The sequence below is a fragment of the Duganella alba genome (assembly GCF_009674495.1).
Lineage (GTDB): Bacteria > Pseudomonadota > Gammaproteobacteria > Burkholderiales > Burkholderiaceae_D > Rugamonas > Rugamonas alba.
In genome coordinates this window covers 20,481-46,014 of the sequence record NZ_WKJN01000011.1, presented here as the reverse complement: position 1 = coordinate 46,014, position 25,534 = coordinate 20,481, and the positions used below count along the sequence as shown (strand labels likewise).

Annotated in this window: 15 protein-coding genes and 1 riboswitch; of the genes, 8 read left to right on the top strand and 7 right to left on the bottom strand. The window is 66.6% G+C overall.

The annotated features are described in order from the left end of the window. The first annotated feature begins 71 nt into the window (after positions 1-71). Together GJ695_RS13085 and GJ695_RS13080 are read left to right on the top strand one after the other, a co-directional pair. Positions 72-6,791: a beta strand repeat-containing protein gene (locus GJ695_RS13085; RefSeq protein WP_154365390.1), complete on the top strand. Its 6,720-nt coding sequence runs from the start codon at positions 72-74 to the stop codon at positions 6,789-6,791. A gap of 96 nt (positions 6,792-6,887) precedes the next feature. After that, positions 6,888-9,317 carry a hypothetical protein gene (locus GJ695_RS13080; protein WP_154365388.1) on the top strand — a complete coding sequence of 810 codons (2,430 nt, stop codon included), beginning with the start codon at positions 6,888-6,890 and terminating at the stop codon, positions 9,315-9,317. 10 nt (positions 9,318-9,327) lie between these two features. Here the strand turns inward: GJ695_RS13080 and GJ695_RS13075 are convergent, their stop codons facing one another. After that, positions 9,328-9,813 (bottom strand): asparaginase domain-containing protein, encoded by a 486-nt coding sequence (locus GJ695_RS13075; RefSeq protein ID WP_154365386.1) that lies wholly within the window; start codon positions 9,811-9,813, stop codon positions 9,328-9,330. Positions 9,814-9,920: 107 nt separating this feature from the next. On the opposite strand from GJ695_RS13075, the gene GJ695_RS13070 reads away from it, so the two are divergent. After that, positions 9,921-10,688: an L-asparaginase gene (locus GJ695_RS13070; protein WP_154365384.1), complete on the top strand. Its 768-nt coding sequence runs from the start codon at positions 9,921-9,923 to the stop codon at positions 10,686-10,688. On the opposite strand, the gene GJ695_RS13065 is transcribed toward GJ695_RS13070, so the two are convergent. Next, entirely contained in the window at positions 10,685-11,683 is a 999-nt protein-coding gene (locus GJ695_RS13065; RefSeq protein WP_154365382.1) for a D-2-hydroxyacid dehydrogenase family protein, read from the bottom strand. The genes GJ695_RS13070 and GJ695_RS13065 overlap by 4 nt on opposite strands. 282 nt (positions 11,684-11,965) lie before the next feature. Between GJ695_RS13065 and GJ695_RS13060 the strand changes: the two genes are divergently transcribed. The 3 genes from GJ695_RS13060 to GJ695_RS13050 all read left to right on the top strand — a co-directional run bounded on the left by GJ695_RS13060 (position 11,966) and on the right by GJ695_RS13050 (position 15,384). After that, entirely contained in the window at positions 11,966-13,831 is a 1,866-nt protein-coding gene (locus tag GJ695_RS13060) for a phosphoenolpyruvate carboxykinase (GTP) (RefSeq protein WP_154365381.1), read from the top strand. 88 nt (positions 13,832-13,919) lie between these two features. Next, positions 13,920-14,537, top strand: coding sequence for a TetR/AcrR family transcriptional regulator (locus GJ695_RS13055; RefSeq protein ID WP_154365379.1), 618 nt, complete (start codon positions 13,920-13,922; stop codon positions 14,535-14,537). 229 nt (positions 14,538-14,766) lie between these two features. After that, the gene (locus tag GJ695_RS13050) at positions 14,767-15,384 is read left to right on the top strand and encodes an HAD hydrolase-like protein (protein WP_154365377.1); all 618 of its coding nucleotides are present in this window, start codon (positions 14,767-14,769) and stop codon (positions 15,382-15,384) included. On the opposite strand, the gene GJ695_RS13045 is transcribed toward GJ695_RS13050, so the two are convergent. Continuing rightward, positions 15,381-16,814 (bottom strand): aldehyde dehydrogenase family protein, encoded by a 1,434-nt coding sequence (locus GJ695_RS13045; RefSeq protein WP_154365375.1) that lies wholly within the window; start codon positions 16,812-16,814, stop codon positions 15,381-15,383. The genes GJ695_RS13050 and GJ695_RS13045 overlap by 4 nt on opposite strands. A 191-nt stretch (positions 16,815-17,005) precedes the next feature. Between GJ695_RS13045 and GJ695_RS13040 the strand changes: the two genes are divergently transcribed. Both GJ695_RS13040 and GJ695_RS13035 read left to right on the top strand, forming a co-directional pair. Continuing rightward, entirely contained in the window at positions 17,006-18,790 is a 1,785-nt protein-coding gene (locus tag GJ695_RS13040; RefSeq protein ID WP_154365373.1) for a DUF885 domain-containing protein, read from the top strand. A 4-nt stretch (positions 18,791-18,794) separates the two neighbouring features. Beyond that, positions 18,795-19,748 carry a DUF1028 domain-containing protein gene (locus tag GJ695_RS13035; protein WP_208023407.1) on the top strand — a complete coding sequence of 318 codons (954 nt, stop codon included), beginning with the start codon at positions 18,795-18,797 and terminating at the stop codon, positions 19,746-19,748. Here GJ695_RS13035 and GJ695_RS13030 read toward each other — a convergent pair. The 4 genes from GJ695_RS13030 to cobA form a co-directional block, all read right to left on the bottom strand. Then, positions 19,728-20,621: a hypothetical protein gene (locus tag GJ695_RS13030; RefSeq protein WP_154365371.1), complete on the bottom strand. Its 894-nt coding sequence runs from the start codon at positions 20,619-20,621 to the stop codon at positions 19,728-19,730. The genes GJ695_RS13035 and GJ695_RS13030 overlap by 21 nt on opposite strands. Next, complete coding sequence (locus tag GJ695_RS13025) at positions 20,618-21,520, bottom strand: AraC family transcriptional regulator (protein WP_154365369.1); 903 nt, start codon at positions 21,518-21,520, stop codon at positions 20,618-20,620. Before GJ695_RS13025 ends, GJ695_RS13030 begins: the two co-directional genes overlap by 4 nt. Positions 21,521-21,522: 2 nt before the next feature. Next, positions 21,523-24,369 carry an excinuclease ABC subunit UvrA gene (gene uvrA / locus GJ695_RS13020; protein WP_154365367.1) on the bottom strand — a complete coding sequence of 949 codons (2,847 nt, stop codon included), beginning with the start codon at positions 24,367-24,369 and terminating at the stop codon, positions 21,523-21,525. Between the two features lie 126 nt (positions 24,370-24,495). Next, positions 24,496-25,215 (bottom strand): uroporphyrinogen-III C-methyltransferase, encoded by a 720-nt coding sequence (gene cobA, locus GJ695_RS13015; protein ID WP_154365365.1) that lies wholly within the window; start codon positions 25,213-25,215, stop codon positions 24,496-24,498. 84 nt (positions 25,216-25,299) lie between these two features. Further along, a riboswitch (cobalamin riboswitch) is annotated at positions 25,300-25,484 on the top strand. Positions 25,485-25,534: the final 50 nt, after the last annotated feature.

The window sequence follows — 25,534 nt, the reverse complement described above, 5'->3', positions numbered from 1 at the left end:
TCTGCATTGCCACGGAGAAAGTAAGAGAAATTCTGCTATAGTGAAAAGTCTTATCAAAAGAGGAACTTCCTATGAGCGGGCCCATTGGACTGACTACCCAGCAGATCGCCAATCTGACCTCGCAGCAACTGGCGGCCTGGACCACCGATGACATCGGTGCGCTGACCCTGGCCCAGGTGCCCGCGCTCAAGCCCGCCGTGCTCAACGCCGCCGGCAGCGCCAGCACCGCGCTGATGGCCGCGCTGTCGGCCGACCAGATCGGCGCGCTGAGCACCGCCCAGGTGGCGGCGCTGGGCACGCGCGCCTTCACCAGCCTGGCGCCGGGATCGATCGCCGCGTTTGAAACCGCCGACATCGGCGCCCTGAGCACCGCCAACATCGCGGCGCTGCAAAGCGCCGACATCGCGCTGATGCTGGACCCGCAATTCGCCGCGCTGAAAGGCGCCCAGCTGGCCGCCTTCGCCACCGCCGACATCCGCGCCATGCGCGACAGCGGTTTCGCACAACTGACCACGCAGGCCGTGGCGGCGCTGTCGAGCCAGCAGATCGCGGCCCTGACCGGCGCCCAGACCGTGGCGCTGACCACCCGCCAGGCCGCGGCCTGGAGCTCGGCGCAACTGGCGGCGCTGTCCAGCGCCAATCTGGCCGTGCTGGAAGCGGAAGACCTGGGCGCCATGAAAACCGCCGCCATCGCCGGCCTGTCGACGCAGCAGGTCGGCCTGCTGTCGCTCGACCAGCTGGGCGGCATGAGCAGCGCGCAGTTTGCCGCGCTGAGCACCAGCCAGGTGGCGGCGCTGAGCAACGCGGCGCTGGCCAGCCTGGTCACCGCCGACCTCGCCGCACTGGGCACCAGCGCCGTGGCGCAGCTGTCCACCGCCGCGCTGGCGCAACTGAACAGCGACCAGATCCGCGCCTTCACCACGCAGCAGATGGTGGCGCTCGGCAGCGCCCAGATCGCCGGCCTCGACAGCGACCAGCTGGCCAATCTGCGCACCGCGCAGCTGGCGGTGCTGGGCTCGCGCCAGGTGGCCGGTCTGTCGCTGGACGACATCGTCGCGCTCGATGGCGGCGACCTGCCTTACCTGAGCACGGCGGCGGTCAGTGCGCTGACCACGGCGCAGTTCAGCGTGCTGGGCGGCGCCGATTTCAGCGCCCTCGCCAGCCTCACCACGGCGCAGATCGCCGCGCTGCGCACCAGCACCTTTGCGGTCCTGAGCGCCGGCCAGGCCGTCGCGCTGAGCACGCGCCAGGTCGCCGCCTTGAGCAGCGCCCAGGTCAGCGTGCTGTCGGCCGCCGCCATGCAGGCGCTGCCGGCCGCCGACCTCGGCGCGCTGCGCACCAATGCGGTGGCCGCGCTGTCGACCCTGCAACTGGCGGCGCTGACCAGCGACCAGCTGGGCGCCTTCACCAGCGCCCAGTTCTCGGCCTTGAGCAGCCGCCAGCTGGCGGCGATCAGCAGCGACACCCTGGCCGGCCTGAGCAGTTCGGCGCTGGCGGCGCTGAGCACCAGCGCCATTGCGCAACTGAGCCCGTCCCTGCTGGCGGCGTTGAGCGTGGCGCAGATCGCCGGCTTCAGTTCGCGCCAGCTGTCCGCGCTGAGTTCGGCGCAGATGGCGGCCTTCGATGAGAGCCAGGTGGCGTCGTTGAGCACCGCGCAGATCGCCGGCCTGGGCAGCAAGCAGATCGTCGCCCTGAGCGACAGCGATGTCGCCGCGCTGAGCACGCGCGCGCTGCGGGCGCTCGGCACCGGCGCCATCGCCGCGTTGGGGGCGAACCAGTTGGCCGCGATTGGCGGCTTCGACAACGGCGCCTCGTTTGCCGCGCTCACCACGGCGCAGATCGCCGCGCTGCGCAGCGGCGCGCTGAGCGCCATCACCAACGACCAGGTCATGGCGCTGACCACGGCCCAGGCCGCCGCTCTGAGCAGCAGCCAGGTCGCCGCCATGCCGGGCGCGCTGGTGGCGTCGCTCGACACCGCCGACCTGGCGGCCCTGAAGACCAGCGTCATCGCCAGCCTCAACACGGCGCAGCTGGCGCTGCTCGGCAGCGACCAGATCACCGCGCTGACCACCGCGCAAGCCGGCGCGCTGACCTCGAGCCAGGTGGCCGCGCTGACGGTCGAGAGCCTGGCCGGCCTGCAAAGCGCCGACCTGGGCGCGCTGGCCACCGCCGCCATCGCCGGCCTCGGCGGCGATACGCTGGCCGCCCTGAACACCGCCCAGTTGAACGGCCTGGTCACGCGCCAGATCGCCGCGCTGAGCGCCAACCAGCTCAACGCGCTGGGCACGGAACAACTCGTCAGCCTGCGCTCGGCGCAGGTGGCGGCGCTGAACTCGCGCCAGATCACCGGCCTGAGCGTCGACGCCGTGGCCGCCCTCAGCAGCACCGGCGTGGCCGCGCTGAGCACCGCCGCGATTGCCGCACTGAGCGCGCAGCAGCTCGGCGCGCTGGAACTGGACGTGCAGGCGCTGAGCACCGCGCAGATCGCCGCGCTGCGCACCAGCGCGCTGCAGGGCCTGACCGTCGACGAAATGGTGGCGCTGAGCACGCGCCAGGCCGCGGCCCTGAGCAGCAGCCAGGTGCGCGCCTTGCCGACCGAGGTCTTGCACGCGATGCAGGCGGCCGACTTTGCCGCCCTGCGCACCGCCGCCATCGCCGCGCTGAGCAGCGACCAGATCGGCGCGCTCAACAGCGACCAGCTGAGCGCCATGACGCCGGCGCAGTTCGCCGCGCTCAGCTCGGCCCAGCTCAACGCCCTGCCGACCGACTCGATCGCCGGCTTCTCCAGCGACAGCCTGGCCGCGCTGGGACCGGGCTTCCTCGCCACCATGTCGGCCGCCACCATCGCCAGCCTGAACGCGGCGCAGCTAAGCTCGTTGAGCTCGCAACAATTCGGCGTCTTCAGCAGCGCCCAGCTGGCCGCCTTGAGTGCGGAACAAGTGACCTTCCTCGGCAGCAAGCAGATCGTCGGCCTCAGCACGCGCAGCCTGGCGGGCCTCAACGCCGAGGACATCGCCGCCCTCGGCAGCGACAGCCTGCGCGCATTGAGCAGCGCCATGCTGCAAGCGCTCACCACGGCGCAGCTGGCGGCGCTGGGCGCCAATCCCGATGGCAACCTGTTCGGCACCCTCAGCACCGCCCAGATCGGTTCGCTGAGCACGCGCGTGATCAGCCAGCTGACCACCGACCAGATCGTCGCACTGAGCACCGCCCAGGCCGCCGTACTGGGCAGCGCGCAACTGCGCGCGCTGACCACCAGCGACATCGCGGCGCTGGAGACGGAAGACCTGGCCGCGCTGCGCACCGCCGTGCTGAGCACGCTGACCACGCTGCAGGTGGCCACGCTCAGCAGCGAGCAGGTGACGGCGCTCACCAGCGCCCAGATCGCCGCGCTGACCGCCGTCCAGTTCTCCGCGCTCAGTTCGGATGGCGTGCAGGGCCTGGCGCTGTCCGATATTGCCGTGCTCAACACCGGCGTCATCGCCGGCATGGGCACGCGCGCGCTGGCCGCGCTGGGCACCGACCAGATCGCCGCGCTGGCGACGCGCCAGATCGCCGCGCTGGGCAGCGCGCAGCTGAACGCGCTGACCAGCGACCAGATGCTCAACCTGCAATCGGCGCAGATCGCCGCGCTCAGTTCGGCGCAGGTGGGCGGCCTGTCGCTGCGGGAGATCGCCGCCATCAACACCGACCAGCTGGTGGCGCTGAAAACCGCCGCCATCGCCGCGCTGAACTCGGCGCAGTTGAGCGTGCTGGGCAACGATCCGTATGGCAGCGGCGAGACCGCGATCGCGGCGCTGACCACGGCGCAGATCGCCGCCTTGCGCACCGCCGCGCTGGCCGGGCTGCGGGTGCAGCAGGCGGCCGCGCTGACCTCCGACCAGGTGGGCGCGCTCAACAGCGCGCAGTTGGGCGCCTTGTCGAACGCCGATGTCGGCGCCTTCGACCTGGAAGACATCGCGGCGCTGAAAACCAGCACTATTCGCGGCCTGTCGTCGGGCCAGCTGTCGGGCCTGAGCGGCGACCAGTTCGGCGTGCTCAGCACCAGCCAGTTCGCCGCGCTGGGCAGCGGCGCCATGCGCGGCCTGACCGGCGCGCAGGCGGTGGCGATCACCGTCGAGCAGGCCGGCGTGATGACCAGCAGCCAGTTGTCGGCGCTGTCGATGGGCGCCATCGGCCAGCTGGAGGCGGAGGACATCGCGGCGCTGCGCACCAGCACCATCGCCGGCCTGACCTCGGCGCAGATGACGGCGGTGACCGCCGCGCAACTGGCGGCGCTGTCGACCGCCCAGGTGGCGGTGCTCAACAGCGCGCAGGTGGGGGCCTTGTCGGCCGCCAACGTCATCAGCCTGTCGGGCGAGGAGCTGTCGGCGCTGAGCACCGCCGCGATCAGCGCGCTGAACACCACCGGCCTGTCGCAGCTGAACAATGACCAGATCCTCAGCCTGACCACGCGCCAGATCGCCAGCCTGAGCTCGCGCCAGATCAGCGCATTGCAGGCGTCGCAGGTCACCGCGTTGAGCGCGCAACAGGTGGCGGCGCTGACCGTGCGGCAAATCGCCGGCCTGTCGCCGGCCGACCTCATCGCGCTTGACAGCGACGTCGGCGCGCTGAGCACGCAGGCGGTGGCGGCGCTGACGGCGTCGCAGATCGGCGCGCTGGGCATGGACGGCAACGGCGGCGCCGGCAATTTCGGCCTGATCACCACGGCGCAGATTGCCGCCATCACCACGCTGGCGCTGCAGTTCCTCAACGCCGCGCAGTTGCAGGCCTTGAGCAGCGAGCAGGTGGCGGCGCTGAACCCGGCGCAGATCAAGGCATTCGCGCCGACCTTCCTGGCCAGCCTGAGCGGCGCGCAGCTGGCCGGCCTGACCACGGCCCAGATGGGCGCCCTGAGCACCGCGCAGCTGGGCGGCATGAAGCCGGCCCAGTTCGGCGCGCTGAGCGCGGCCCAGGTGCATGCGCTGACGGCGGCGCAGTTCGCCAGCCTGTCGGTGGACGACATCGCCGCCCTGAGCAACGAGGCGCTGGCGGCGGTCAGCGTGGCGGCGATCGCCGGCCTGACACCGGAGCAGATCAACGCGCTGGGCGGCAAGGGTCAGGGCATCGCGGCCCTGAGCGCGGCGCAGATCGCGGCGCTGAGCACCAGGGCGATCGCGGCCTTGAGCACGGCGCAGGCGGTGGCGCTGACGGTGACGCAGGCGGCGGCGCTGAGCGCGGCGCAGGTCGGCGCCATGCCGCTGACCGTGGTGGGCGCGCTCGACGCCGACGATATCGCGGTGCTGAAACCGGCGGTGGTGGGCGCGCTCAAGACGCACCAGCTGCTGGCGCTGAAGAGCGACCAGATCGCCGCGCTGAGCGCCGACCAGGTGGCGGCGCTGGGCAGCGCCCAGCTGGCGGCGATGGCCGCCACGCAGGTGGTGTACCTGGACCCGAACGACGTAGCGGTGATCAACCCGGCGCTGCTGAACGCCGCCGCGCGCGACGGCAACCTGCTGGCGGCGCTCAACACCGCGCAGTTGCAGGCGATGACGGTGGCGCAGTTCGGCGCGCTGAATTCGTCGGCCATCGCGCGCCTGCTGCCGGCGTCGCTGGCGGCGCTGGAAGCGATCGACGTCGCCGCCCTGAGCACCGGCGTCATCAGCGCCCTCAGCGACGCCCAGCTGCTGGCGCTGACCGCGCGCCAGATCTCGGCGCTGACGCTGGCCCAGGTGGCGGCGCTGGCGCCGCGCGACAACGTCAACCAGTTCACCAGCGGCCAGATGGCGGCCTTCACCGGCGCCCAGCTGGCGGCGATGAGCACGGCGCTGATCGCCGACCTCAGTCCCGACAACCTGCGCGCCATCGAAGTGGCGGACATCGCCAGCCTCGGCACGCGCCAGATCCGCGCGCTGACGCCGTTCCAGATGGCGGCGCTGACCAACAGCCAGCTGACGCAGCTGACCATTGCGCAGGCCCACGTGATGACGGCGGCGCAGTACAACACCATGTCGGCGGCGCAGCAGGCGGTCTTCACCGCCGAGCAGAAGGCGGCGATGACCTTCGTCACGCCGCTGGTGCTGGACCTCGACGGCAACGGCGTGCGCACGCTGGGGCTGGAGGCCGGGGTGCGGTTCGACCTGGCGGCCAGCGGCGCGCAGCGCGCCACCGGCTGGGTCGGCGCCGGCGACGGCCTGCTGGCGCTGGACCGCAACCACGACGGCGTCATCAACGACGGCAGCGAACTGTTCGGCTCGGCCACCAGGCTGGCGGACGGCGGCACGGCGGCCAACGGCTACGTGGCGCTGGCCGCGATGGACAGCAACGGCGACGGCGTGGTCGACGCCAGGGACGCGCAGTACGGCGACCTGCGCGTGTGGGTGGACGCCGACGCCGACGGCGTCAGCCAGGCGGGCGAGCTGAAGACGCTGGCCGAACTGCACATCACCAGTCTCAAGCTGGACGTGCGGCACGGCGGCGCCACCGACAACGGCAACCTGATCGGCCTGACCTCGAGCTACACCACCGACGACGGCGCATCGCACGCGGCGGCCGACGTCTGGTTCGCGCAGGGACTCAGCGGCAAGGTCAGCGGCATGGCGCAAGCCTTGTCGGCGTTCGCCAGCGACCAGGCCGGCGCGCCGCCGGCCAGCGGACAACTGGCGGCGCACAGCGCGCGCCTGGCGCAAGCGCTGCATCAATACAGCGCCGCACCGCCGAGCGCCGGCGCCGTCCAGTCCGACCACGACACGCTGCGCCTGAAAGCGCTGCAAGCGTCCGTCAGCCACGGCCTGCTTGCCGCACCGCGTTAAAAAACAGGCATTGTTTCCTTTTCCCCCAGCTAGCCGCGTGTGCGGCGGGCTGGGTTCGTCCGCCGGTCCACTTCAGCGTTCGATAAAGGAAAACCGATGAGCTTTGACTCCAACTTGACGACCGCGCAGTTTGCGGCCGGTGGCACGCGCCTGATCGCCAGTCTCACGACTGCCGACCTGGCCACGCTGTCCACCGATTACCTGGTGGCGATGACCACTGCCCAGGCCCACGCGCTCAGCGCCAAACAGTTGTCGGCGCTGCCGGCCGACGCCGTCGGCGTGCTGCAGGTCGACGACATCGTCGCCCTCGGCCTGGCGGCCTTGACGGTGGCCAGCCAATCCACCCGCTTCATGTCGGCGCTGACCAGCGCCCAGGTCGCGGCGCTGACGGTATCGGAGGCGATGGTGCTGAACGCCAAAGGCCTCGGCGCGCTCGACCCGCAGGCGCTGGCCGCGATGGGAACCGCGCAGTTCACCACGCTGCGCCAGATGCAGCTGCTGGCGCTGACCGCCGACCAGATCCGCGCGTTGAGCACCAGCCAGATCGCCGCGCTGACGCTGACGCAGCTGCCGTATCTGACGCCGCGGCGCACGGACGGCATCGATATGTTCCGCACCGACCAGATCGCCGCCTTCAGCACGCGCCAGGTTGCCGCGCTCGGCACGGCGATGCTGTCGCAATTCAGCGCCGCCGAACTGGGCGCGCTGGAAACCCAGGACGTCGCCGCGCTGAGCACGCGCCAGTTGAACGTGCTGAACGTGAACCAGGTGCTGGCGCTGAACGCGCAGCAGCTGCACGCGCTGGGCAGCAGCCAGATCGCCGGACTGGGCACCGCGCAGTTCCAGGCGCTCGACATCACCCGCCTGCACGCGCTGAACACCAGCGCCTTCAACGGCCTCACCAGCCGTCAGCTCAACGCCCTGAGCGACGACACCTTTGCGGCGCTGGACAACGCCGACCTGGCGGCGCTGGGCGCCACGGCGCTGCGGGGCATCTCCCCGCGCCTGCTGTCGCTGCTCGACGCCAGCCGCATCGGCGCCCTGACCTCGAAACAGATCGGCGCCCTGACCTCGGCCAGCCTGAACGCGCTGCGCGCCGACCAGCTGCAGGCCCTGAACACCGACCAGGTGGCGGGCCTGAACGTGACCCAGCTCGGCGGCCTGGCGACCGCCAGTCTGGCCTGGCTCCAGGCGGAAAAACTGAGCGCCCTGCCGCTGTCCTTCATCGCCACCATGAATGCGGCGCAGTTTGCCGCGCTGGGCGGCGATGCACACGACATCAGCTACCTGCGCAGCAACCAGATCATGCAGCTGCGCACGGCCGCGCTGGCCGGCATGACCACGGCGCAGGCGGTGGCGCTGACCAGCGAGCAGGCCGCGCTGCTGAACGCGTCGCAGATGGGGGCGCTGTCCACGCAAGTGATCGCGGCGCTGGAGCCGGAAGATTTTGCCGCCCTCAGCGGCGCCGCCATCTCCGGCCTCAGCACGCGCCAGTTCTCGGTGCTGCAGAGCGACCAGATCCTGAGCCTGACCACGGCGCAGGCGTCCGGCCTGGGCAGCCAGCACATCGCCGCGCTGTCCAGCGAGGTGTTGGTGCAGATGCGCGATGAGGAATTCACCGCGTTGAAACCGGCCGCGATTGCCGGCCTGCGCAGCGACCAGCTGCAGGCGCTGTCGAGCGACCAGATCCGCTCGCTGACGACGGCCCAGACGGCGGTGCTGACGGGTGCGCAGTTCCGCGCGCTGGCCACCGACGTCATCGCCGTGCTGGAAACGCAGGACGTGGCGGCGCTGGGCAGCAGCGTGATCGCGACGCTGCTGCCGGCCGCCGTGGCCGCGCTGACGACGGCGCAGATTGCGGCGCTGGGTTCGCGCCAGGTGGCGGCCCTGACCGGCAGTGCGCTGGACGCCTTGAGCGACGTACAGTTCGCCGCGCTGGGATCGCAGCAGCTGGCCGGCCTCAGTTCGCGCCAGTACCAGGGGCTGTCCGTGCACGACATGGCCTCGCTCGGCGCCGCGCAGTTCGGCGGCCTGGCGACGCAAGTCATCGCCAGCCTCAGCACCGACCAGGCGGTGGCCCTGACCACCGAGCAGATGGTGGCGCTGACCGTCACCCAGGTTGCCGCGCTCAGCAAGACGACATTGGCGGCGCTGGAAACGGAAGACCTGGCGGTGATGGAAACAGCCGACCTGCGCGCCTTGAGCAGCGCGCAGCTGAAAGTGTTGTCGACGGAGCAGATCAGCGCCTTCAGCAACAGCCAGGCCAACGCCTTCACCACGGCGCAGACGGCGGGCCTGAGCACGGCGCAGCTGGCCGCGCTGACGGCGGCCAAGGCGGCGCAGCAAGTCACCGCGACGGTGATGAGCATGCGCGTGCGCGATCTGGTGCAGGCGATGGCGTCGTACCCGGGTGATGCGGGAACGGCCGGCCTGGACGCGCTACGCCAGCATGCCGCCAGCCACGTCCCGTTGAACCTCTACGCGCCGGACACGCCGCCGCCGCTATTTGCTCCGCATAACAAATAGCAGTCCGGCGTTACAGCGGCTGGAACACGCCGGCCGCCTTGTTTTTCTGCACGTTGTCCCAGGCGAAGATCTGGCCGTTCATGGCGACGTAGACGCCTGGCGGCAGGGTCTGCGCCACGCCGGCCGCGAAGCCGAGGTTGAACAGGGCGTCGGAGTTGGCGATTTCGTAGGGGATCATGGCGCCGGTCAGCACGATGGTCTTGCCCAGGTTGGCCGGGCCGACCACCTGCGCTGTCTGCGGCATGGTGTCGGTGCCGTGGATGATGACGATGGCTTTTTCCGGCGCCGCCTGGCACGCGGCCAGGATGCGCGCGCGGTCGGCGTCCACCATGTCCAGCGAATCCATCAGCGGCAGCTGCTCCAGCGCCACATCAATGGTCAAGCGGCAACGTTTCAGCAGATCCGGCACGTGGCTGTCGGCAAAGCCCAGGGTGCCGTTCAGTTCGTTGTAGTGTTTGTCGAAGGTGCCGCCGGTGGCGAGTATGCGCAGGGTCATGATAAAAGCTCAAGCTGATGAAAAATGATCTGCATCATAACCCAAACGCCGGACTGGAAACTTGGGCATACTATGTCTACACTGGTTTCTTTGTTCGTCTGCAGACTATGAAAGCGCTCGCTCCCGGCACCGTTATTTTCCACCGCCACCGCGGCTATGGCGTCATCACGGCGGTCAATCTGTTGACCGGCTGGATTTCGGCCCGCTTCGGCAACGAGTCGCGCACGCTCGATTTGAATCTGTCCACCGACGAGGTGCAGTTTGCCGACGGCGAAGCCATCCTGTTCCGCCGCGCGCCGCCCGACCGCATGCCGCACGCGCGCCTGATGGCCATGGTGCGCGCGCTGCACCAGGCCGGCTATCAGAAACTGTATCTGTATTCGTGGCCCAAGGCCTCCGGCCTGCACTGGCGCTGGCACCTGTTCACCGGCCCGCGCGACTGGATGCAGCGTTCCTGGCGCGAAGGCTGGTATGGCTCGGGCGCCGACTACAACGGCAATCCGGTGATGGGCTGGGGCGACACGCCCGGCGCCAGCACCGAGGAGCTGATCCACGCGCTGGCCAAATTCGATCCGCAGGGGCTGGCGCAGGCGCTGGGCCGCGACGAGGACCACACCGCCTGGTTCGCCAGCGTCTGCGATGCGTTGCTGCCCGGCTATATGTACAGCCTCGACATGCAGCGCCCCGGCGGCGGCCCGCTGACCGAGATGCCGCCGGTGCCGGTGATCCCGGTGCGCGCCACCTTGCCGCCCTACGCCGGCCCGGACATCACCTGGCCGCCCGGCTGGGCCGGCCTGTGGAGCAAGGTGCATGTGATGCCGGCGCCGCGCATCAATCTGACCGGCCGGCCGGAAGTGCCGGAACAGACCGACTAGCCGCGCGCCCTGGCCTGGTAGTCCGGATTGTTGATGTTGCTTGGCGTGCCGCTGGCAAAGTTCACCACGTTCTGGAACGCGTGCTGGAAGTACAGCTCATAGCTGTCCTGCTCGACGTAGCCCAGGTGCGGCGTCGCCAGCACGGTCGGGATGCGCAGCAGCGGCGCGTCGGCCGCCAGCGGCTCCGAGGTGAACACATCCAGCGCCGCATAGCCGGGACGGCCCCTGGTCAGCGCCTGCTCCAGCGCATCGGTCTGCACCAGCTCGGCACGGCTGGTGTTGACGAACAGCGCATCGGGCCGCATGCGCGCCAGATCCGCCGCCGTGACGATGCCGCGCGTGGCGTCGTTCAGCCGCAGGTGCACGCTCAACACATGGGCCTGTTCGAAGAACGCCTCGCGCGAGGCCGCCGCCGTGTAGCCGTCGGCCACCGCCTTGTCGCGGCTGGCCTGGCTGCCCCACACCATCACCCGCATGCCGAAGGCGCGGCCGTAGCCGGCCACGGTCTGGCCGATCTTGCCGTAGCCCCAGATGCCCAGCGTGCGGCCCTTGAGCACAAAGCCCAGTCCGTTCAGTTCGGGATTGATGGACGCGGTCTGCCACAGCCCGTCCTTCAGATTGTTTGCATACGGCACGATCTTGCGCGCCGCCGCCATGATCAGCGCCCAGGTCAGTTCGGACGGCGCGGTCGGCGAGCCGATACCTTCGGCGATGGCGATGCCCAGCTCGGTCGCGGCCGCCACATCGACGTGGCCGGCCAGCTTGCCGGTCTGCGAAATCAGTTTCAGGTTCGGCAATTTTTCCAGCAGCGCGCGGTTGAAGGCGGTGCGTTCGCGGATCAGCACCAGCGCATCGTAGGGCTGCAGGCGGATGGCCAGCTGGCCAAGTCCGCGGGTGGTGCTGTTGAACACCTTGACCTCGTGGCCGGCCAACAACGCATAGCTTTTCAGGCTCTGGGTTGCATTTTGGTAATCATCAAGAATTGCGATTTTCATGGAAGATGAACGATCTTTTAAGAAATTTCGTAGGGAAATAACAGGCTACAGGATAAGCCAAATAGCCTACTACTTTAGTCAACTAATTCTCCTACATTTTTGTATGGAACGCCTGTTGACGGGTGTACAATCGGCCGAAAAACAGCGCCCGTCGACCAGATCCGGGCCGCCGCACGACCGCCGTATGACCGCCGACCCATTTCGAATGGACCTCTGAGCGCCTGGCCAAAAGCTGACGACGATCCTGCCGCTATCGAATTCTTAATTAGCATTGGAGGTACCATGAATCAGCCCGTGATGGGTGGCGTCGCACCATTGAACGCCCCAGCTTACATCAAACAGCAAAAGCTCATCAATTGGGTGGCGGAAATCGCCGCCCTGACCAAGCCAGACCGTATTTACTGGTGCGATGGCTCGCAGGAAGAGTACGACCGCCTGTGCGCCGAGATGGTTGCCGCCGGCACCATGAAAAAGCTGAACCAGGAAAAACGTCCGAATTCCTACCTGGCCTGCTCGGACCCGACCGACGTCGCCCGCGTCGAAGACCGCACCTTCATCTGCTCCGCCACCAGGGAAGAAGCCGGCCCGACCAACAACTGGATGGTCCCGGCCGAGATGCGCGCCACCCTGCATCCGCTGTTCGACGGCTGCATGACCGGCCGCACCATGTATGTGGTGCCGTTCTCGATGGGCCCGCTGGGTTCGCCGATCGCCCACATCGGCGTGGAACTGTCGGATTCGCCTTACGTGGCGGTCAATATGCGCACCATGACGCGTATGGGCAAGGCCGTCTACGACGTGCTGGGCGCCGACGGCGACTTCGTGCCGTGCGTGCACACCGTCGGCGCGCCGCTGAAAGCCGGCCAGAAGGACGTGGCCTGGCCATGCAATCCAACCAAGTACATCGTGCACTACCCCGAGACCCGCGAAATCTGGTCCTTCGGCTCCGGCTACGGCGGCAACGCGCTGCTGGGCAAGAAATGCTTCGCGCTGCGCATCGCCTCCAACATGGGCTTCCAGGAAGCGCAGCAGGGCGGCGCCGGCTGGCTGGCCGAGCACATGCTGATCCTCGGCGTGGAATCGCCGGAAGGCAAAAAGCACTACGTGGCGGCGGCCTTCCCATCGGCCTGCGGCAAGACCAACTTCGCCATGCTGATCCCGCCAGGCACCTTCAACGGCTGGAAAATCACCACCATTGGTGACGACATCGCCTGGATCAAACCGGGCGCCGACGGCAAGCTGTACGCCATCAATCCGGAAGCCGGCTACTTCGGCGTGGCCCCTGGCACCAACGAAAAAACCAACTACAACTGCATGGCCTCGCTGCGCGAGAACACCATCTTCACCAACGTCGCGCTGACCGACGACGGCGACGTCTGGTGGGAAGGCCTGACCAAGCAGGCGCCGGATCACCTGATCGACTGGCAGGGCAAGGACTGGACGCCGGCCTCCGGCACCAAGGCCGCGCATCCGAACGCCCGCTTCACCGTGCCGGCCACACAGAATCCGGTGATCGACGCGGCATGGGATGACCCGGCCGGCGTGCCGATCTCGGCCTTCATCTTCGGCGGCCGCCGTTCGACCACCGTGCCGCTGGTCACCGAAGCGCGCAACTGGGTGGAAGGCGTCTACATGGCCGCGACCATGGGTTCGGAAACCACCGCCGCCGCCGCCGGCCAGATGGGCGTGGTGCGCCGCGACCCGTTCGCCATGCTGCCGTTCATCGGCTACAACATGAGCGACTACTTCCAGCACTGGCTGAACCTGGGCGAGAAAGTGGCCAAGATCGACGGCGCCACGCTGCCGAAGATCTTCTGCGTCAACTGGTTCCGCACCGACGAGCAGGGCCACTTCGTCTGGCCTGGCTTCGGCGACAATATGCGCGTGCTGAAGTGGATGCTGGAGCGTATCGAAGGCGAAGCCGGCGGTATCGAAAACATCTTCGGCACTACGCCGCGCTTTGGCGACCTGAAGTGGGACGGCATTCCGTTCTCGCCGGAAGAGTTCGAGACCATCACCTCGATCGACAAGGACGCCTGGCGTGAAGAGCTGAAGCTGCACGAAGAACTGTTCACCAAGCTGGCCTACCGCATGCCGGAGCAACTCAAGGCGGTTAAAGCCGACCTGGAGAAGCGCCTGGCACGCTAAGCCGGGGCCGAGCAGACAAAACGGCGCATAGCGATATGCGCCGTTTTTTTTGCTTGTTATTTCGCACACCTGTGCTAAAGTGCAGTCCATGGATACATTGACAGCAAAAAGCGAAGCCACCTACGCCGCCATCCTGGAGGCGGCGCTGGACATGGCGGCCACCGAAGGCATCGGCCGGCTGTCGCTGGGCGAGCTGGCCAAGCGCACCGGCATCAGCAAGAGCGGCGTGTTTTCGCGCGTCGGCTCGCTGGAAGCCTTGCAGGCCGCCGTGCTGGACGAGTACGACCGCCAGTTTGCCGCCGAGATCTTCCTGCCGGCGCTGCAGCAGCCCAAGGGCTTGCCGCGCCTGGTCGCCCAGGTCAATGCCTGGTCGCGCCGCGCCGCCGACGAGGGCTTGCGCAATTCCTGCCTGTACAGCGCCGGCGCCTTCGAATTCGACGACCAGCCAGGCCCGCTGCGCGACCGCCTGCAGCAGGGCGCGGTGGCCTGGCGCGCCTCGCTGCGCAAGACCATCCTGCAGGCGGTGGAACTGGGCCAGCTGCGGCCCGATACCGATCCCGGCCAGCTGGTGTATGAAATCTATGCGCTGATCGTCGGCCTGATCCACGACACCCGCTTCCTGCACGACGACCAGGCCCTGCGCCACATGCAGCGCGCCTTCAGCCGCCTGATTTCGACCTACAAGAGTTTCAACGATATGGAATAACCTGGCCGCAGTCCGTCTGCGGTTTTTCATCAATCAATTTCGCACACGTGTGCGAAAAAGGAATGCAATCATGGCTGCTTTGTTCTTGCTGATCCCCGTCGCGCTGTACCTGATTTACCAAAGCCCGCTGGCGCGTGTGCTGCGCTCGCTTCCGGACAGTAACGACGATTTCAGCCTGTTTTGAAAGACCGCGGCATAATAGGATACCTCACATTGTGCCGGGAACGACTTGGACCGCAAGCTCATCATCTTTGATTTCGACGGCACGCTGGCCGATACCCTGTCGATGTTTCTGCAGCTATTCGACGAGGCTGCCGACAAATACGGTTTCAAGCGCCTCGACCAGAGCCGCAGGCAGTCGCTGCGCGACCTCGATGCGCGGCAACTGATGAAGATCCACGAAGTACCGCTATGGAAAGTGCCAGCCATCGCCACCTTCATGCGCGCTGGCATGGGCCGCAACATTGACGGCATCCGCCTGTTCGCCGGCATGGACCAGGCGCTGCGCGCGCTGAAAGCCCAGGGCGTGCAACTGACCATCGTCAGCTCCAACTCGCGCAGCAATGTGCTGAAGATCCTGGGACCGGAAACCGCCGCCCTGTTCAGTCACGTCGAATGCGGCGCCTCGCTGTTCGGCAAGCTGCCGAAGATCCGCAAGGTGCTGGCCGCCACCGGCGTCGCGCGCGAACATGTGATGCTGATCGGCGACGAGATCCGCGACGCCAAGGTGTCGGCCGAAGCCGGCGTCGCCTTTGGCGCCGTGGCCTGGGGCTTCAACCACGTCGACGCGCTGATCGCCGAGCAGCCGCACCGGGTGTTTCGCGAGGTCGCCGACCTGCTGGCTTAACGGTATTGCGCCGCTTCGCCGAGGATGGCTTTCGGCTCCAGGTAGGCTTCCAGCCCGTAGGGACCGAACTCGCGGCCGATGCCGGATTGCTTGAAGCCGCCGAACGGCGCGATCAGGTCGTCGTGGATGCCGTTGATGTGCACGCGGCCCGCCAGCAGCTGGTCCGCCACGCGGTTGGCGCGCGCCAGGTCGGTGGAGCTGACGTAGGCTTGCAGACCGTATGGCGTGTCGTTGGCGATGGCGATCGCCTCCTCTTCGGTTTCATAGGTCATGATCGACAGCACCGGACCGAAGATTTCGTCTTTGGCGATGGTCATCGACGGCGTTACGCCGGCAAACACGGTCGGCTTGACGAAGTAGCCCGCTTCCAGCCCGTCCGGTTTGCCCAGGCCGCCGGTGACCAGCTCCGCGCCCTCTTCGATGCCCACAGCGATGTAGTGCTGCACGCGCTCAAACTGCTTCTGCGTGACGATCGGTCCCAGCGCCACCGCCGCATCATGCGGATCGCCGACCACAATCGCTTCCGCCGCCATCCTGGCCAGCTGCTTGACCTCCTCCAGGCGGTGCGCCGGCACCAGCAGGCGCGAACCGGCGATGCAGGCCTGGCCGTTGTTCATGTAGCAGGCCGCCACCGCGTTCGGAATCGCCTTGACGAAATCGGCGTCGTCGAGGATCACGTTGGCGCTCTTGCCGCCCAGCTCCAGTGTCACGCGCTTCATGGTGTCGACGCCGAGGCGGGCGATCTGCTTGCCGACCGGCGTCGAACCGGTGAACGAGATCTTGTTGATATCCGGGTGCACGCTGAGTTCCGCGCCGACCACGTCGCCACGGCCGTTGACCACATTGACCACGCCCGGCGGCAGCTCGGCCGCATGTATCGCTTCGAGCAGCACCTGGTTCTGGCGCGCGCTTAATTCGCTCGGCTTGACCACCACCGTGCAACCGGCCGCGATCGCCGTCGCGACTTTGTTGGCGATGAACCACGCGCTCGAATTCCACGGCGTGATGATGCCGACCACGCCCACCGGCTCCAGCACCACCTTGGACTTGTTTACGGTCTTGACGAATTCGTGATCGTCCATCACCTTCTTCACATCCAAAAACATATTCGCGGTGTAGCGCGAGCGCCCCACGCTGCTATTGCGCGGACCACCGTATTCCTCGATCAGCGCGTCGGCGGCGTCGTCGGCGCGCGCCAGCACCGCGTCGTGCAGGCGTTGTAGCATGGCTCCACGCTGCGCCTTGGTACTGCGCGAGAAGGCCGGGAAGGCCGCCTTGGCGGCGGCAATGGCGCGGCGCGTGTCTTCGACGTCGCCCAGGCGTACCTGGCCATCCAGCTGGCCGGTGGTGGGGTTGACCAGGTCGAACAGCTCGGTGCCGTGCGGTGTGATGAACTGGCCGTTGATGTAGATGTGATCGATGGTGTGCATGACAGCTCCTTGGGTAGGTGATGCAGTCATTCTAAAAATCGGCGCGCCGGCGCGTCAGTGGGGTTTCTGCCGCATGGTTGCCTGATTCTGCATTCCAGGCCCGGGTTTTGGCATTTCGTCACAATTGCCGCGCGCCTTGTCCCGCCGGCGGCTACAGTTCAGGCTCAACATCCTTTTCAAGATAGGCCGACATGACCACGATTCCCCGCATCGGCGCCGCCAGCGCCCTGTTGTTCTCCCTGATCCTGGGCGCTGCCCATGCCGACACCGGCGCACCCGACCTGGAAGCGCGCCGCGCGGCGCTGAATGAGCTGATCAAGGAACAGTGGCAGTACACCATGCGCACCAGCCCGGAGTGGGCCTCGATGATTGGCGACAAGCGCTACAACGACAAATGGTCCGATTTCTCGCAGGCCGGCATCGACGCCGACATCCGCGCCAGCGCCGACTTCCTCAAGCGCTTCGAAGCCGTGGACACCACCGGCTTCCCGCTGCAGGAACAGCTGAACCGCGAACTGATGGTGCGCCAGCTGCGCCAGAACGTGGACGGCGCGCGCTTCAAGGACTGGGAAATGCCGCTGGCGCAGAACTCCGGCGTGCATATCGATACGCCGATGATCATCTCGGCGCTGTCGTTCGACACGGTGAAGGATTACGACGACTACATCAAGCGTCTGCACGCACTGCCCAAGCTGTTCGAGCAGACCCGCGTGCAGATGGACAAAGGCGTGCATGATCACCTGATGCCGCCGCAGTTCCTGATTCCGAAAATCGTCAAGCAGTGCGAGGACGTGGCGGCCATGAAGCCGGCCGATTCGCCGTATGCCGAGCCGTTGAAGAAATTCCCGAAAGAGTTCACCGCCGCCGACAAGGCGCGCCTGAGCAGGGAGATCCTGGCGGCGGTGAAAAACGACGTCACGCCGGCCTATAAAAAGCTGGCGGTCTACACCAAAACCCGATACCTGCCGAACGGCCGCAAGGACGTCGGCATGTGGTCGCTGCCGGACGGCGCAGCGCGTTACGCCTTCAAGGCCCAATCGTCCACCACCACCGAGATGACGCCGGAGCAGATCCACCAACTGGGCCTGTCCGAAGTGGCGCGCATCGAAGCGCAGATGCTGGCGACCGCGCAGAAACTGGGCTACAGCGATCTGAAATCCTTCAACAAGGCGGTGGCCGACAATCCGGCGCTGCACCCGAAATCACGCCAGGAGATCATCGACCTGTATCAGAAATACACGGACCAGATGTATATCCAGCTGCCCAACCTGTTCACCGTGCTGCCGAAGGGTAAAGTGGAAATCAAGCCGGTGGAGGAATTCCGCGAGAAGGGCGCGTCCGCCGCGGCCTATATGCCGGGCTCCCAGGATGGCAAGCGTCCCGGCCGCGTGATGGTCAACACCGGCGATTTCGCGCACCGCTCCACCATCGACATCGAAACCACCGCGCTGCACGAAGGCGTGCCTGGCCACCACATGCAGCTGACCATCGCGCAGGAGATCCAGGGCTTGCCGGACTTCCGCCAGCAGGGCAACTACACCGCCTACGCGGAGGGCTGGGCGCTGTACTCGGAACGCCTAGGCGAGGAGCTGGGCTTCTACAAGGACCCATACAGCTACTACGGCCATTTGCAGGACGAGATGCTGCGCGCGATCCGCCTGGTGGTGGACACGGGACTGCACTACAAGAAGTGGGACCGCCAGCAGGTGGTGGACTTCTTCCACGACCATTCGGGTATCGAGGAAGTGGAAGTGCAGAGCGAGACCGACCGCTACATCGTGTGGCCGGGCCAGGCGCTGGGCTACAAGATCGGCCAGTTGAAGATTCTTGAGCTGCGCGACTACGCCCGCAAGGAGCTGGGCGAGCGCTTCGACCTGCGCGCCTTCCACGACCAGGTGCTGGGCGCCGGCGCGCTGCCGATGGACGTGCTGGAGACCCACATCAAGGATTGGGTAGCCAGCCAGAAGAAAGCCTGATGCCATGCTGTCGCCGCATGCCGCCGCCTTTGCCGCTGTGCTGATGTTGGGCGCAGGGCCGGCGCAGGCCACGTTTTCCATCGTGGCCTGCGACCGCGACGGCAATTGCGGCGTGGCGGTCGCCACCAACAACCTGGCGGTCGGCGCCAGCGTGCCCTATGCGCAGGCGCACGTGGGAGCGTTGGTGTCGCAGTTTGAGACCAATCCGTCTTACGGGCCGGCGGGGCTGGCGCTGCTGGCCTCCGGCGCCGCGCCCGAGGCCGCGCTGAACACGCTGCTTGGCGCCGACGGCGATTTCGACGGCCAGACCATCGCCGCGCGGCAGGTTGGTATTGTCGCCGCCAATGGCCGCGCCGCCGCGTTCACCGGCGCCGAAGCGCAAGCCTCGGCATGGGCCGGCGCGTTGAGCGGCGACGGCTATTCCGTACAGGGCAACGGCCTGGCAGGTGCGCAGGTGCTGGCCGACATGCGGCAAACATTTGCATCGGCTGCCGGCACGCTGGGCGAGCGCCTGATGGCCGCACTGGAAGCCGGCGAAAGCGCCGGTGGTCAAAGGACCGGCAAGTTGTCCGCCGCGTTATTGGTGCGCACGGTGGATGGCGACTGGCAGGACATCGACCTGCGTGTCGACGCGGCGGCGGAACCGGTGAAGGATTTGCGCCGCCTGATGGAGCGGCACTATGCGCTGCAGTCCATGCTGCGCGCGGAACGGCAACTGCGCAAGGGACTGAAGGCGGAGGCGCGCATGTCGCTGTCCGAAGCGCTGCGCAGAAGTCAGGGATGGGACCGCATCTGGCGCCGCGCCGCGCGGCTGTCGATGGCCATGGACGACCAGGCGGCAACGCTCGATTATCTCGGCGTGCTGCTGTCGCTGAATCCGGCGTGGGCGCACATCGAAATGCAGGACAGTCTCTACGCGCCGCTGCGCGACAATCCCTTATTCATGGCGTGGCGCTAGCGGCGATGCCGGCAGGCGGCGCAGATCGATCCGGTTCACCCACCATGCGCGGTTCTGGAACGTGAAGTCCAGCGCGCTGACCGCAACCACCTTGCCGTCGCTGGCCTGCACATCGCCCGGCTTGGGCAGGTTGCCGATATCCGGCTTGCTGTCGGCCAGCGCATCCAGCGCCTGCAACAGGCGCGGATCGTCGCGCTTCATGGCGGCGCAGGCGCCGTACTGGTCGCACACCTGCACCGGGAAGGCGATGAAGCGCACCGCGCGGTCCAGCATTTCTTCATTGCCGAGATAGTTGAACACCCAGCCGGCCGTATCGCCCAGGTCGCGGGCGCGCGACAGGATGGCGTCGTTCTCCTGCTGGATCTCCTGGCGCATCGAGCGGCCGTCGGAGAACAGCATGTCGTCGACGCGCCAGCCTTCGTCTTCCTCCACCAGCACGTAGCGGATCTGGCGGTCGTAGGCCGTGCCCATGTCGGGATAGACGTTGAAGGTGGCTTCCACGATGTTTTCGCCAACGCGGCTGACCTTGAAGCTGGAGCGGTCGAAGTCCAGCGTCGGCGAGGCTTCCTGCGTTTGCAGGAACACGTCCGCGTCGGCGCCATAGCCGCAGACATCGTCGCCGCGCGACAGGCTGTAACACAGCTGGCTGTTGGCATCGACCAGCGCTTCCAGCTCCCTGGAGTAGAACGTCCCCGGCGGCAGCTGGCTGGCCAGGCGGCTGTCCGGCCGCGCCAGATGGTCGCGGTAGAAATCGGTGATCAGGTCGAGCTGCTGCTGCTTTTCCGACCAGGCCTTGTCGGCCAGCAGACCGGCGATGGCAAGCACCAGCAATACCGCGCCAAATGGCAGCAAACGTTTCGTGTTGATCTTCATGGCGCGGCTCGTAGTTTTTTGATGTCCTGCATCGGCGGCGCGCCGAACAGGCGGCGGTATTCGCGGCTGAATTGCGAGGCGCTTTCGTAGCCGACCTTGTAGGCGGCGGTGGTGGCGTCGACATCGCCGTTCAGCAGCAGGTTGCGCGCCTGTTGCAGGCGCAGCTGCTTCTGGTACTGCATCGGTCCCATGGTGGTTACGGCCTTGAAGCGGTGGTGCAGACTGGAGACGCTCATATTGGTGGCCTGCGCCAGGTCTTCCACCTTGATCGACTGGTCGTAATGGTCCTTGAGCCAGGCGATGGCCTTGCTGATGCCGCGGTCCTGCTGGTCCAGCACCACATTCTGATACAGCTGGCGGCCGTAGGCGCCGGTCAGCAGGCGGTAGATGATTTCGCGTTTCAGGCCCACGGCCAGGAAGGCCGCTTCCGCCGGCGGCGCCTGCAGCAGGCGCACCAGCTGGTACAAGGACTCCTGCAAGGCGTCATCGGTCTTGCCGACGAAGGCGCCGCGCACCGGCTGCTCGGAATCGATGGCGATCTTCGCTTCCAATACGATGGCGGCGATTTCCTGCGGATCGAGCTCGATGTTCAGCAGCAGATACGGCTTGTCGGCCGTGGCGCTGACGATGTGGCCGGAGGCCGGCATGTCGACCGACACCACCAGGTACTCGCCGGGGCCGTAGTCGAGCACTTCGTCGGAGAGATGCACACGTTTGTGACCCTGCAGGATCACGCAGCACGAGGGTTTGAGCACGCCGCGTGTCACCGGCGTGGGATGGGAAGAGCGCAGCAGCGACAGGAAGGGGATGGCCGTCGCCACCCGCCGCTCGTCCGGCGCATGGTGCCGGACGATGTCGATCATGTGATCGAGGCGGGTGGGTGCGAGATCCCGCTTCATGATTACTTCAGCAGCGGCACCAGGTATTTGCCGGTCACGCTGGCAGGATTGGCCGCCACGTCTTCCGGCGAACCGCTGGCGATGATCTTGCCGCCGCCCGCGCCGCCTTCCGGTCCCAGGTCGACCAGCCAGTCGGCGGTCTTGATCACATCGAGATTGTGCTCGATGATGACCAGCGTGTTGCCCTGGTCGCGCAGACGGTGGATCACCTTCAGCAGCAGGTCGATATCGTGGAAGTGCAGACCGGTGGTCGGCTCGTCCAGGATGTACAGCGTGCGGCCGGTATCGCGCTTGGACAGTTCCAGCGACAGCTTGACGCGCTGCGCCTCGCCGCCCGACAGCGTGGTCGCGCTCTGACCCAGCTTGATGTAGCCCAGGCCCACGTCCAGCAGCGTATGCAGCTTGCGCGCGATCAGCGGCACCGGCTTGAAGAACTCGTGCGCATCTTCGACCGTCATGTCGAGGATCTCGGTGATGTTCTTGCCCTTGTACTGGACTTCCAGCGTTTCGCGGTTATAGCGCTTGCCGTGGCAAACGTCGCACGGCACGTAGACGTCCGGCAGGAAGTGCATCTCGACCTTGATCACGCCATCGCCCTGGCAGGCTTCGCAGCGGCCGCCCTTGACGTTGAACGAGAAACGGCCGGCGCTGTAGCCGCGTTCCTTGGCGGTCGGCACCGTCGCGAACAAATCGCGGATCGGCGTGAACAGACCGGTGTAGGTGGCCGGATTCGAACGCGGTGTGCGGCCGATCGGCGCCTGGTCGACCGAGATCACCTTGTCGAAGTGTTCCAGGCCGCTGATGGTGTCGTGCGGCGCCGGTTCGGTCTGCGAACCGTACAGGTGGCGCGACAGCGCCGGGAACAGCGTGTCGTTGATCAGCGTCGACTTGCCGGAGCCGGACACGCCGGTCACGCAGGTCATCAGGCCGACCGGCAGCTTCAGCGTCACTTTTTTCAGGTTGTTGCCGGTGGCGCCGGTGATCACCAGCTGGCGATCCGGATCGGCCACGTGGCGCTTCGCCGGTACTTCGATCTTGCGCGTGCCGTTCAGGTACTGCGCGGTCAGCGACTTCTTGTTCTTCAGGATGTCCTTCAGCGAACCGGCGGCGATCACTTCGCCGCCATGCACGCCAGCGCCGGGGCCCATGTCGACCACGTAGTCGGCGGTGCGGATCGCGTCTTCGTCGTGCTCCACCACCAGCACGCTGTTGCCGATGTCGCGCAGGTGGCGCAGGGTGTCGATCAGGCGGTCGTTGTCGCGCTGGTGCAGGCCGATCGACGGTTCATCCAGCACGTACATCACGCCGGTCAGGCCGGAACCGATCTGCGACGCCAGGCGGATACGCTGCGCTTCGCCGCCCGACAGCGTATCGGCGCTGCGGTCGAGCGACAGGTAATCGAGGCCGACGTTGTTCAGGAACTGCAGGCGCGAGATGATCTCTTTCACCACGCGGTCGGCGATTTCCTTCTTCGCGCCCTTGAGCTTCAGCTGTTCGAAGAACGACAGCGTCTCGCGCAGCGGCTTCTCGGCGATCTCGTAGATCGCGCGTTCCTGCTTGCCGCTGCCGACCTTGACGTAGCGCGCCTCGATGCGCAGGCGCGCGCCTTCGCACGAAGGACATTTTTTCTCGTTGATGAACTTCGCCAGTTCCTCTTTTACCGCCATCGAATCGGTTTCGCGGTAGCGGCGCGCCAGGTTGGTGACCACGCCTTCGAACGCGTGCTCCTTGACCACGGTGCGGCCGCGCTCATTGATGTAGGTGAACGGGATCTGCTGCTTGCCCGAACCGTGCAGGATCACTTCCTGCGACGCCTTCGGCAACTGCTCGAACGGCAGGTCCAGGTCGAACTCGTAGTAGGCCGCCAGGTTGGACAGCATCTGGAAGTAGAACTGGTTGCGGCGGTCCCACCCCTTGACCGCGCCGGAAGCCAGCGACAGGTTGGGGAAGGCGACGATGCGCTTCGGATCGAAGAACTCGATGTGACCGAGGCCGTCGCATTCCGGGCAGGCGCCCATCGGGTTATTGAACGAGAACAGGCGCGGTTCCAGCTCCTGCAGCGAGTAGCCGCAGATATTGCAGGCGAATTTGTTGGAGTAGACGTGCTCCGTGCCGGTATCCATTTCCAGCGCCACGGCGCGGCCATCGGCCAGGCGCAGCGCGGTCTCGAAGCTTTCGGCGAGGCGTTGCTTGATGTCGGCGCTGACCTTGACGCGGTCGATCACCACGTCGATGGTGTGCTTCTCGGTTTTCTTCAGCTTCGGCAGGTCGTCCACTTCATAGATCTTGGCGTCATGCGTGCCGCTCTGTACGCGGAAGCGCACGAAGCCCTGCGCCTGCATCGATTCGAACAGGTCCGAGTGCTCGCCCTTGCGGTTGGCCACCACCGGCGCCAGGATCATCAGCTTGGTGTCGGCCGGCAGGGCCAGCACCGCGTCGACCATCTGCGACACGGTTTGTGCGGCCAGCGCCTGGTCCGGGTGGTTGATGCAGTACGGCGTGCCGACGCGTGCGTACAGCAGGCGCAGATAGTCGTGGATCTCGGTCACGGTGCCGACCGTCGAACGCGGATTGTGCGAGGTGGCTTTCTGCTCGATCGAGATGGCCGGCGACAGGCCTTCGATCAGGTCGACGTCCGGCTTTTCCATCAGTTGCAGGAACTGGCGGGCGTAGGCCGACAGCGATTCCACATAGCGGCGCTGGCCTTCGGCGTACAGCGTGTCAAACGCCAGCGAAGACTTGCCGGAACCCGACAAGCCGGTGATCACGATCAGCTTGTTGCGTGGCAGATCAAGATTGATGTTTTTCAGGTTGTGCGTGCGTGCGCCGCGAATGCGGATCTGTTCCATGGGATTTTGGGCCTTTAGAGTCAACCCGTCACTATAGCCGGGTTTGATTACTTGCGCCGGGGGCACGCAGGTTTGTGCGTGCGGAGGCTAACACTGTACATAATACCAGTATTTTATTGCGCTTGTTTAACTTGGCTGGTGGGAACGTTGTTGCAGCGCTTCGCCGATCATCACCAGCACCGGGCCTTGCGCCGCGTCCAGGCCGCCGGCCAGTCCGCTCAGCGTCATGCGCAGGATGCGCTGGTCCGCGCGGCTGCAATTTTCCACCACCACCACCGGCAGATCCGGGCGGCGGCCCTCGGCCAGCAGGCGCCCGGCGGTGGCGGCGGCTTCCCGGCCGCCCATGTATTGCACCAGGGTATCGGTTTCCGGCAGCGACGGATGGTCCGGCTCGTTGGGCGCGGTGCTGGACGTGAAGAACGCCACGCTGCGGGCGACGCCGCGCCGGGTCAGCGGCTGCTTGGTGGCGGCGGCGGCGGCCAGCGCGGTGGTGATGCCGGGCACCACTTCCACTTCGATCCCTTCGGCTTCCAGCGCGCGCAGTTCCTCGTCGGCGCGGCCGAACAGCATCGGGTCGCCGCCCTTCAGGCGCACCACCAGCTGGTAGCGCTGCGCGCAGTCGACCAGTTGCTGGTTGATCACGGTTTGCGCGGTGGAGCGCTGGCCGGAGCGTTTGCCGACCGAAATCAGCTTTGCCTGCGAACACAGGGCCAGCATTTCCGGCGTGACCAAGGCGTCGTACAGCACAACCTCGGCTTGCGCCAGCAGACGCGCACCGCGCACGGTGATCAGGTCGGCGGCGCCCGGCCCTGCTCCGATCAAATAGACTTTCCCCAGCGCTGCCATTGCATTTCCTTTTTGACGTTCCAGAGCGAATGATACCGGCTGCGAGGCGGTTTGGGTTTCGCTTGGCATGGTTCAAGCCGCTAGTGTAAGATGCGATCCTTGGGTGCGCCGAATTTTTAGGCGTTAAACGGGAAACCGGTGTAATTCCGGTGCAGCCCCCGCTGCTGTAAGCCAGACGACTCCGTCAACACGTCACTGCCGTAACACGCGGGAAGACACGGAGAAGGATGAAGGCGAGCCAGAATACCGGCCCAAAAAGTCCAGCACCATTCCCCGGGGTTACGGGAAGCCGCTGTCGACCGGCTTTTCGCCTTCCGCC

Coding starts and splice junctions, on each gene's coding strand:
- GJ695_RS13035 (WP_208023407.1), top strand. CDS start 18,795: ATGCTGTCGCCGCATGCCGCCGCCTTTGCCGCTGTGCTGATGTTGGGC.
- GJ695_RS13070 (WP_154365384.1), top strand. CDS start 9,921: ATGAAAGCGCTCGCTCCCGGCACCGTTATTTTCCACCGCCACCGCGGC.
- GJ695_RS13060 (WP_154365381.1), top strand. CDS start 11,966: ATGAATCAGCCCGTGATGGGTGGCGTCGCACCATTGAACGCCCCAGCT.
- GJ695_RS13075 (WP_154365386.1), bottom strand. CDS start 9,813: ATGACCCTGCGCATACTCGCCACCGGCGGCACCTTCGACAAACACTAC.
- GJ695_RS13025 (WP_154365369.1), bottom strand. CDS start 21,520: ATGAAGCGGGATCTCGCACCCACCCGCCTCGATCACATGATCGACATC.
- GJ695_RS13030 (WP_154365371.1), bottom strand. CDS start 20,621: ATGAAGATCAACACGAAACGTTTGCTGCCATTTGGCGCGGTATTGCTG.
- GJ695_RS13080 (WP_154365388.1), top strand. CDS start 6,888: ATGAGCTTTGACTCCAACTTGACGACCGCGCAGTTTGCGGCCGGTGGC.
- cobA (WP_154365365.1), bottom strand. CDS start 25,215: ATGGCAGCGCTGGGGAAAGTCTATTTGATCGGAGCAGGGCCGGGCGCC.
- GJ695_RS13045 (WP_154365375.1), bottom strand. CDS start 16,814: ATGCACACCATCGATCACATCTACATCAACGGCCAGTTCATCACACCG.
- GJ695_RS13040 (WP_154365373.1), top strand. CDS start 17,006: ATGACCACGATTCCCCGCATCGGCGCCGCCAGCGCCCTGTTGTTCTCC.
- GJ695_RS13055 (WP_154365379.1), top strand. CDS start 13,920: ATGGATACATTGACAGCAAAAAGCGAAGCCACCTACGCCGCCATCCTG.
- GJ695_RS13085 (WP_154365390.1), top strand. CDS start 72: ATGAGCGGGCCCATTGGACTGACTACCCAGCAGATCGCCAATCTGACC.
- GJ695_RS13065 (WP_154365382.1), bottom strand. CDS start 11,683: ATGAAAATCGCAATTCTTGATGATTACCAAAATGCAACCCAGAGCCTG.
- uvrA (WP_154365367.1), bottom strand. CDS start 24,369: ATGGAACAGATCCGCATTCGCGGCGCACGCACGCACAACCTGAAAAAC.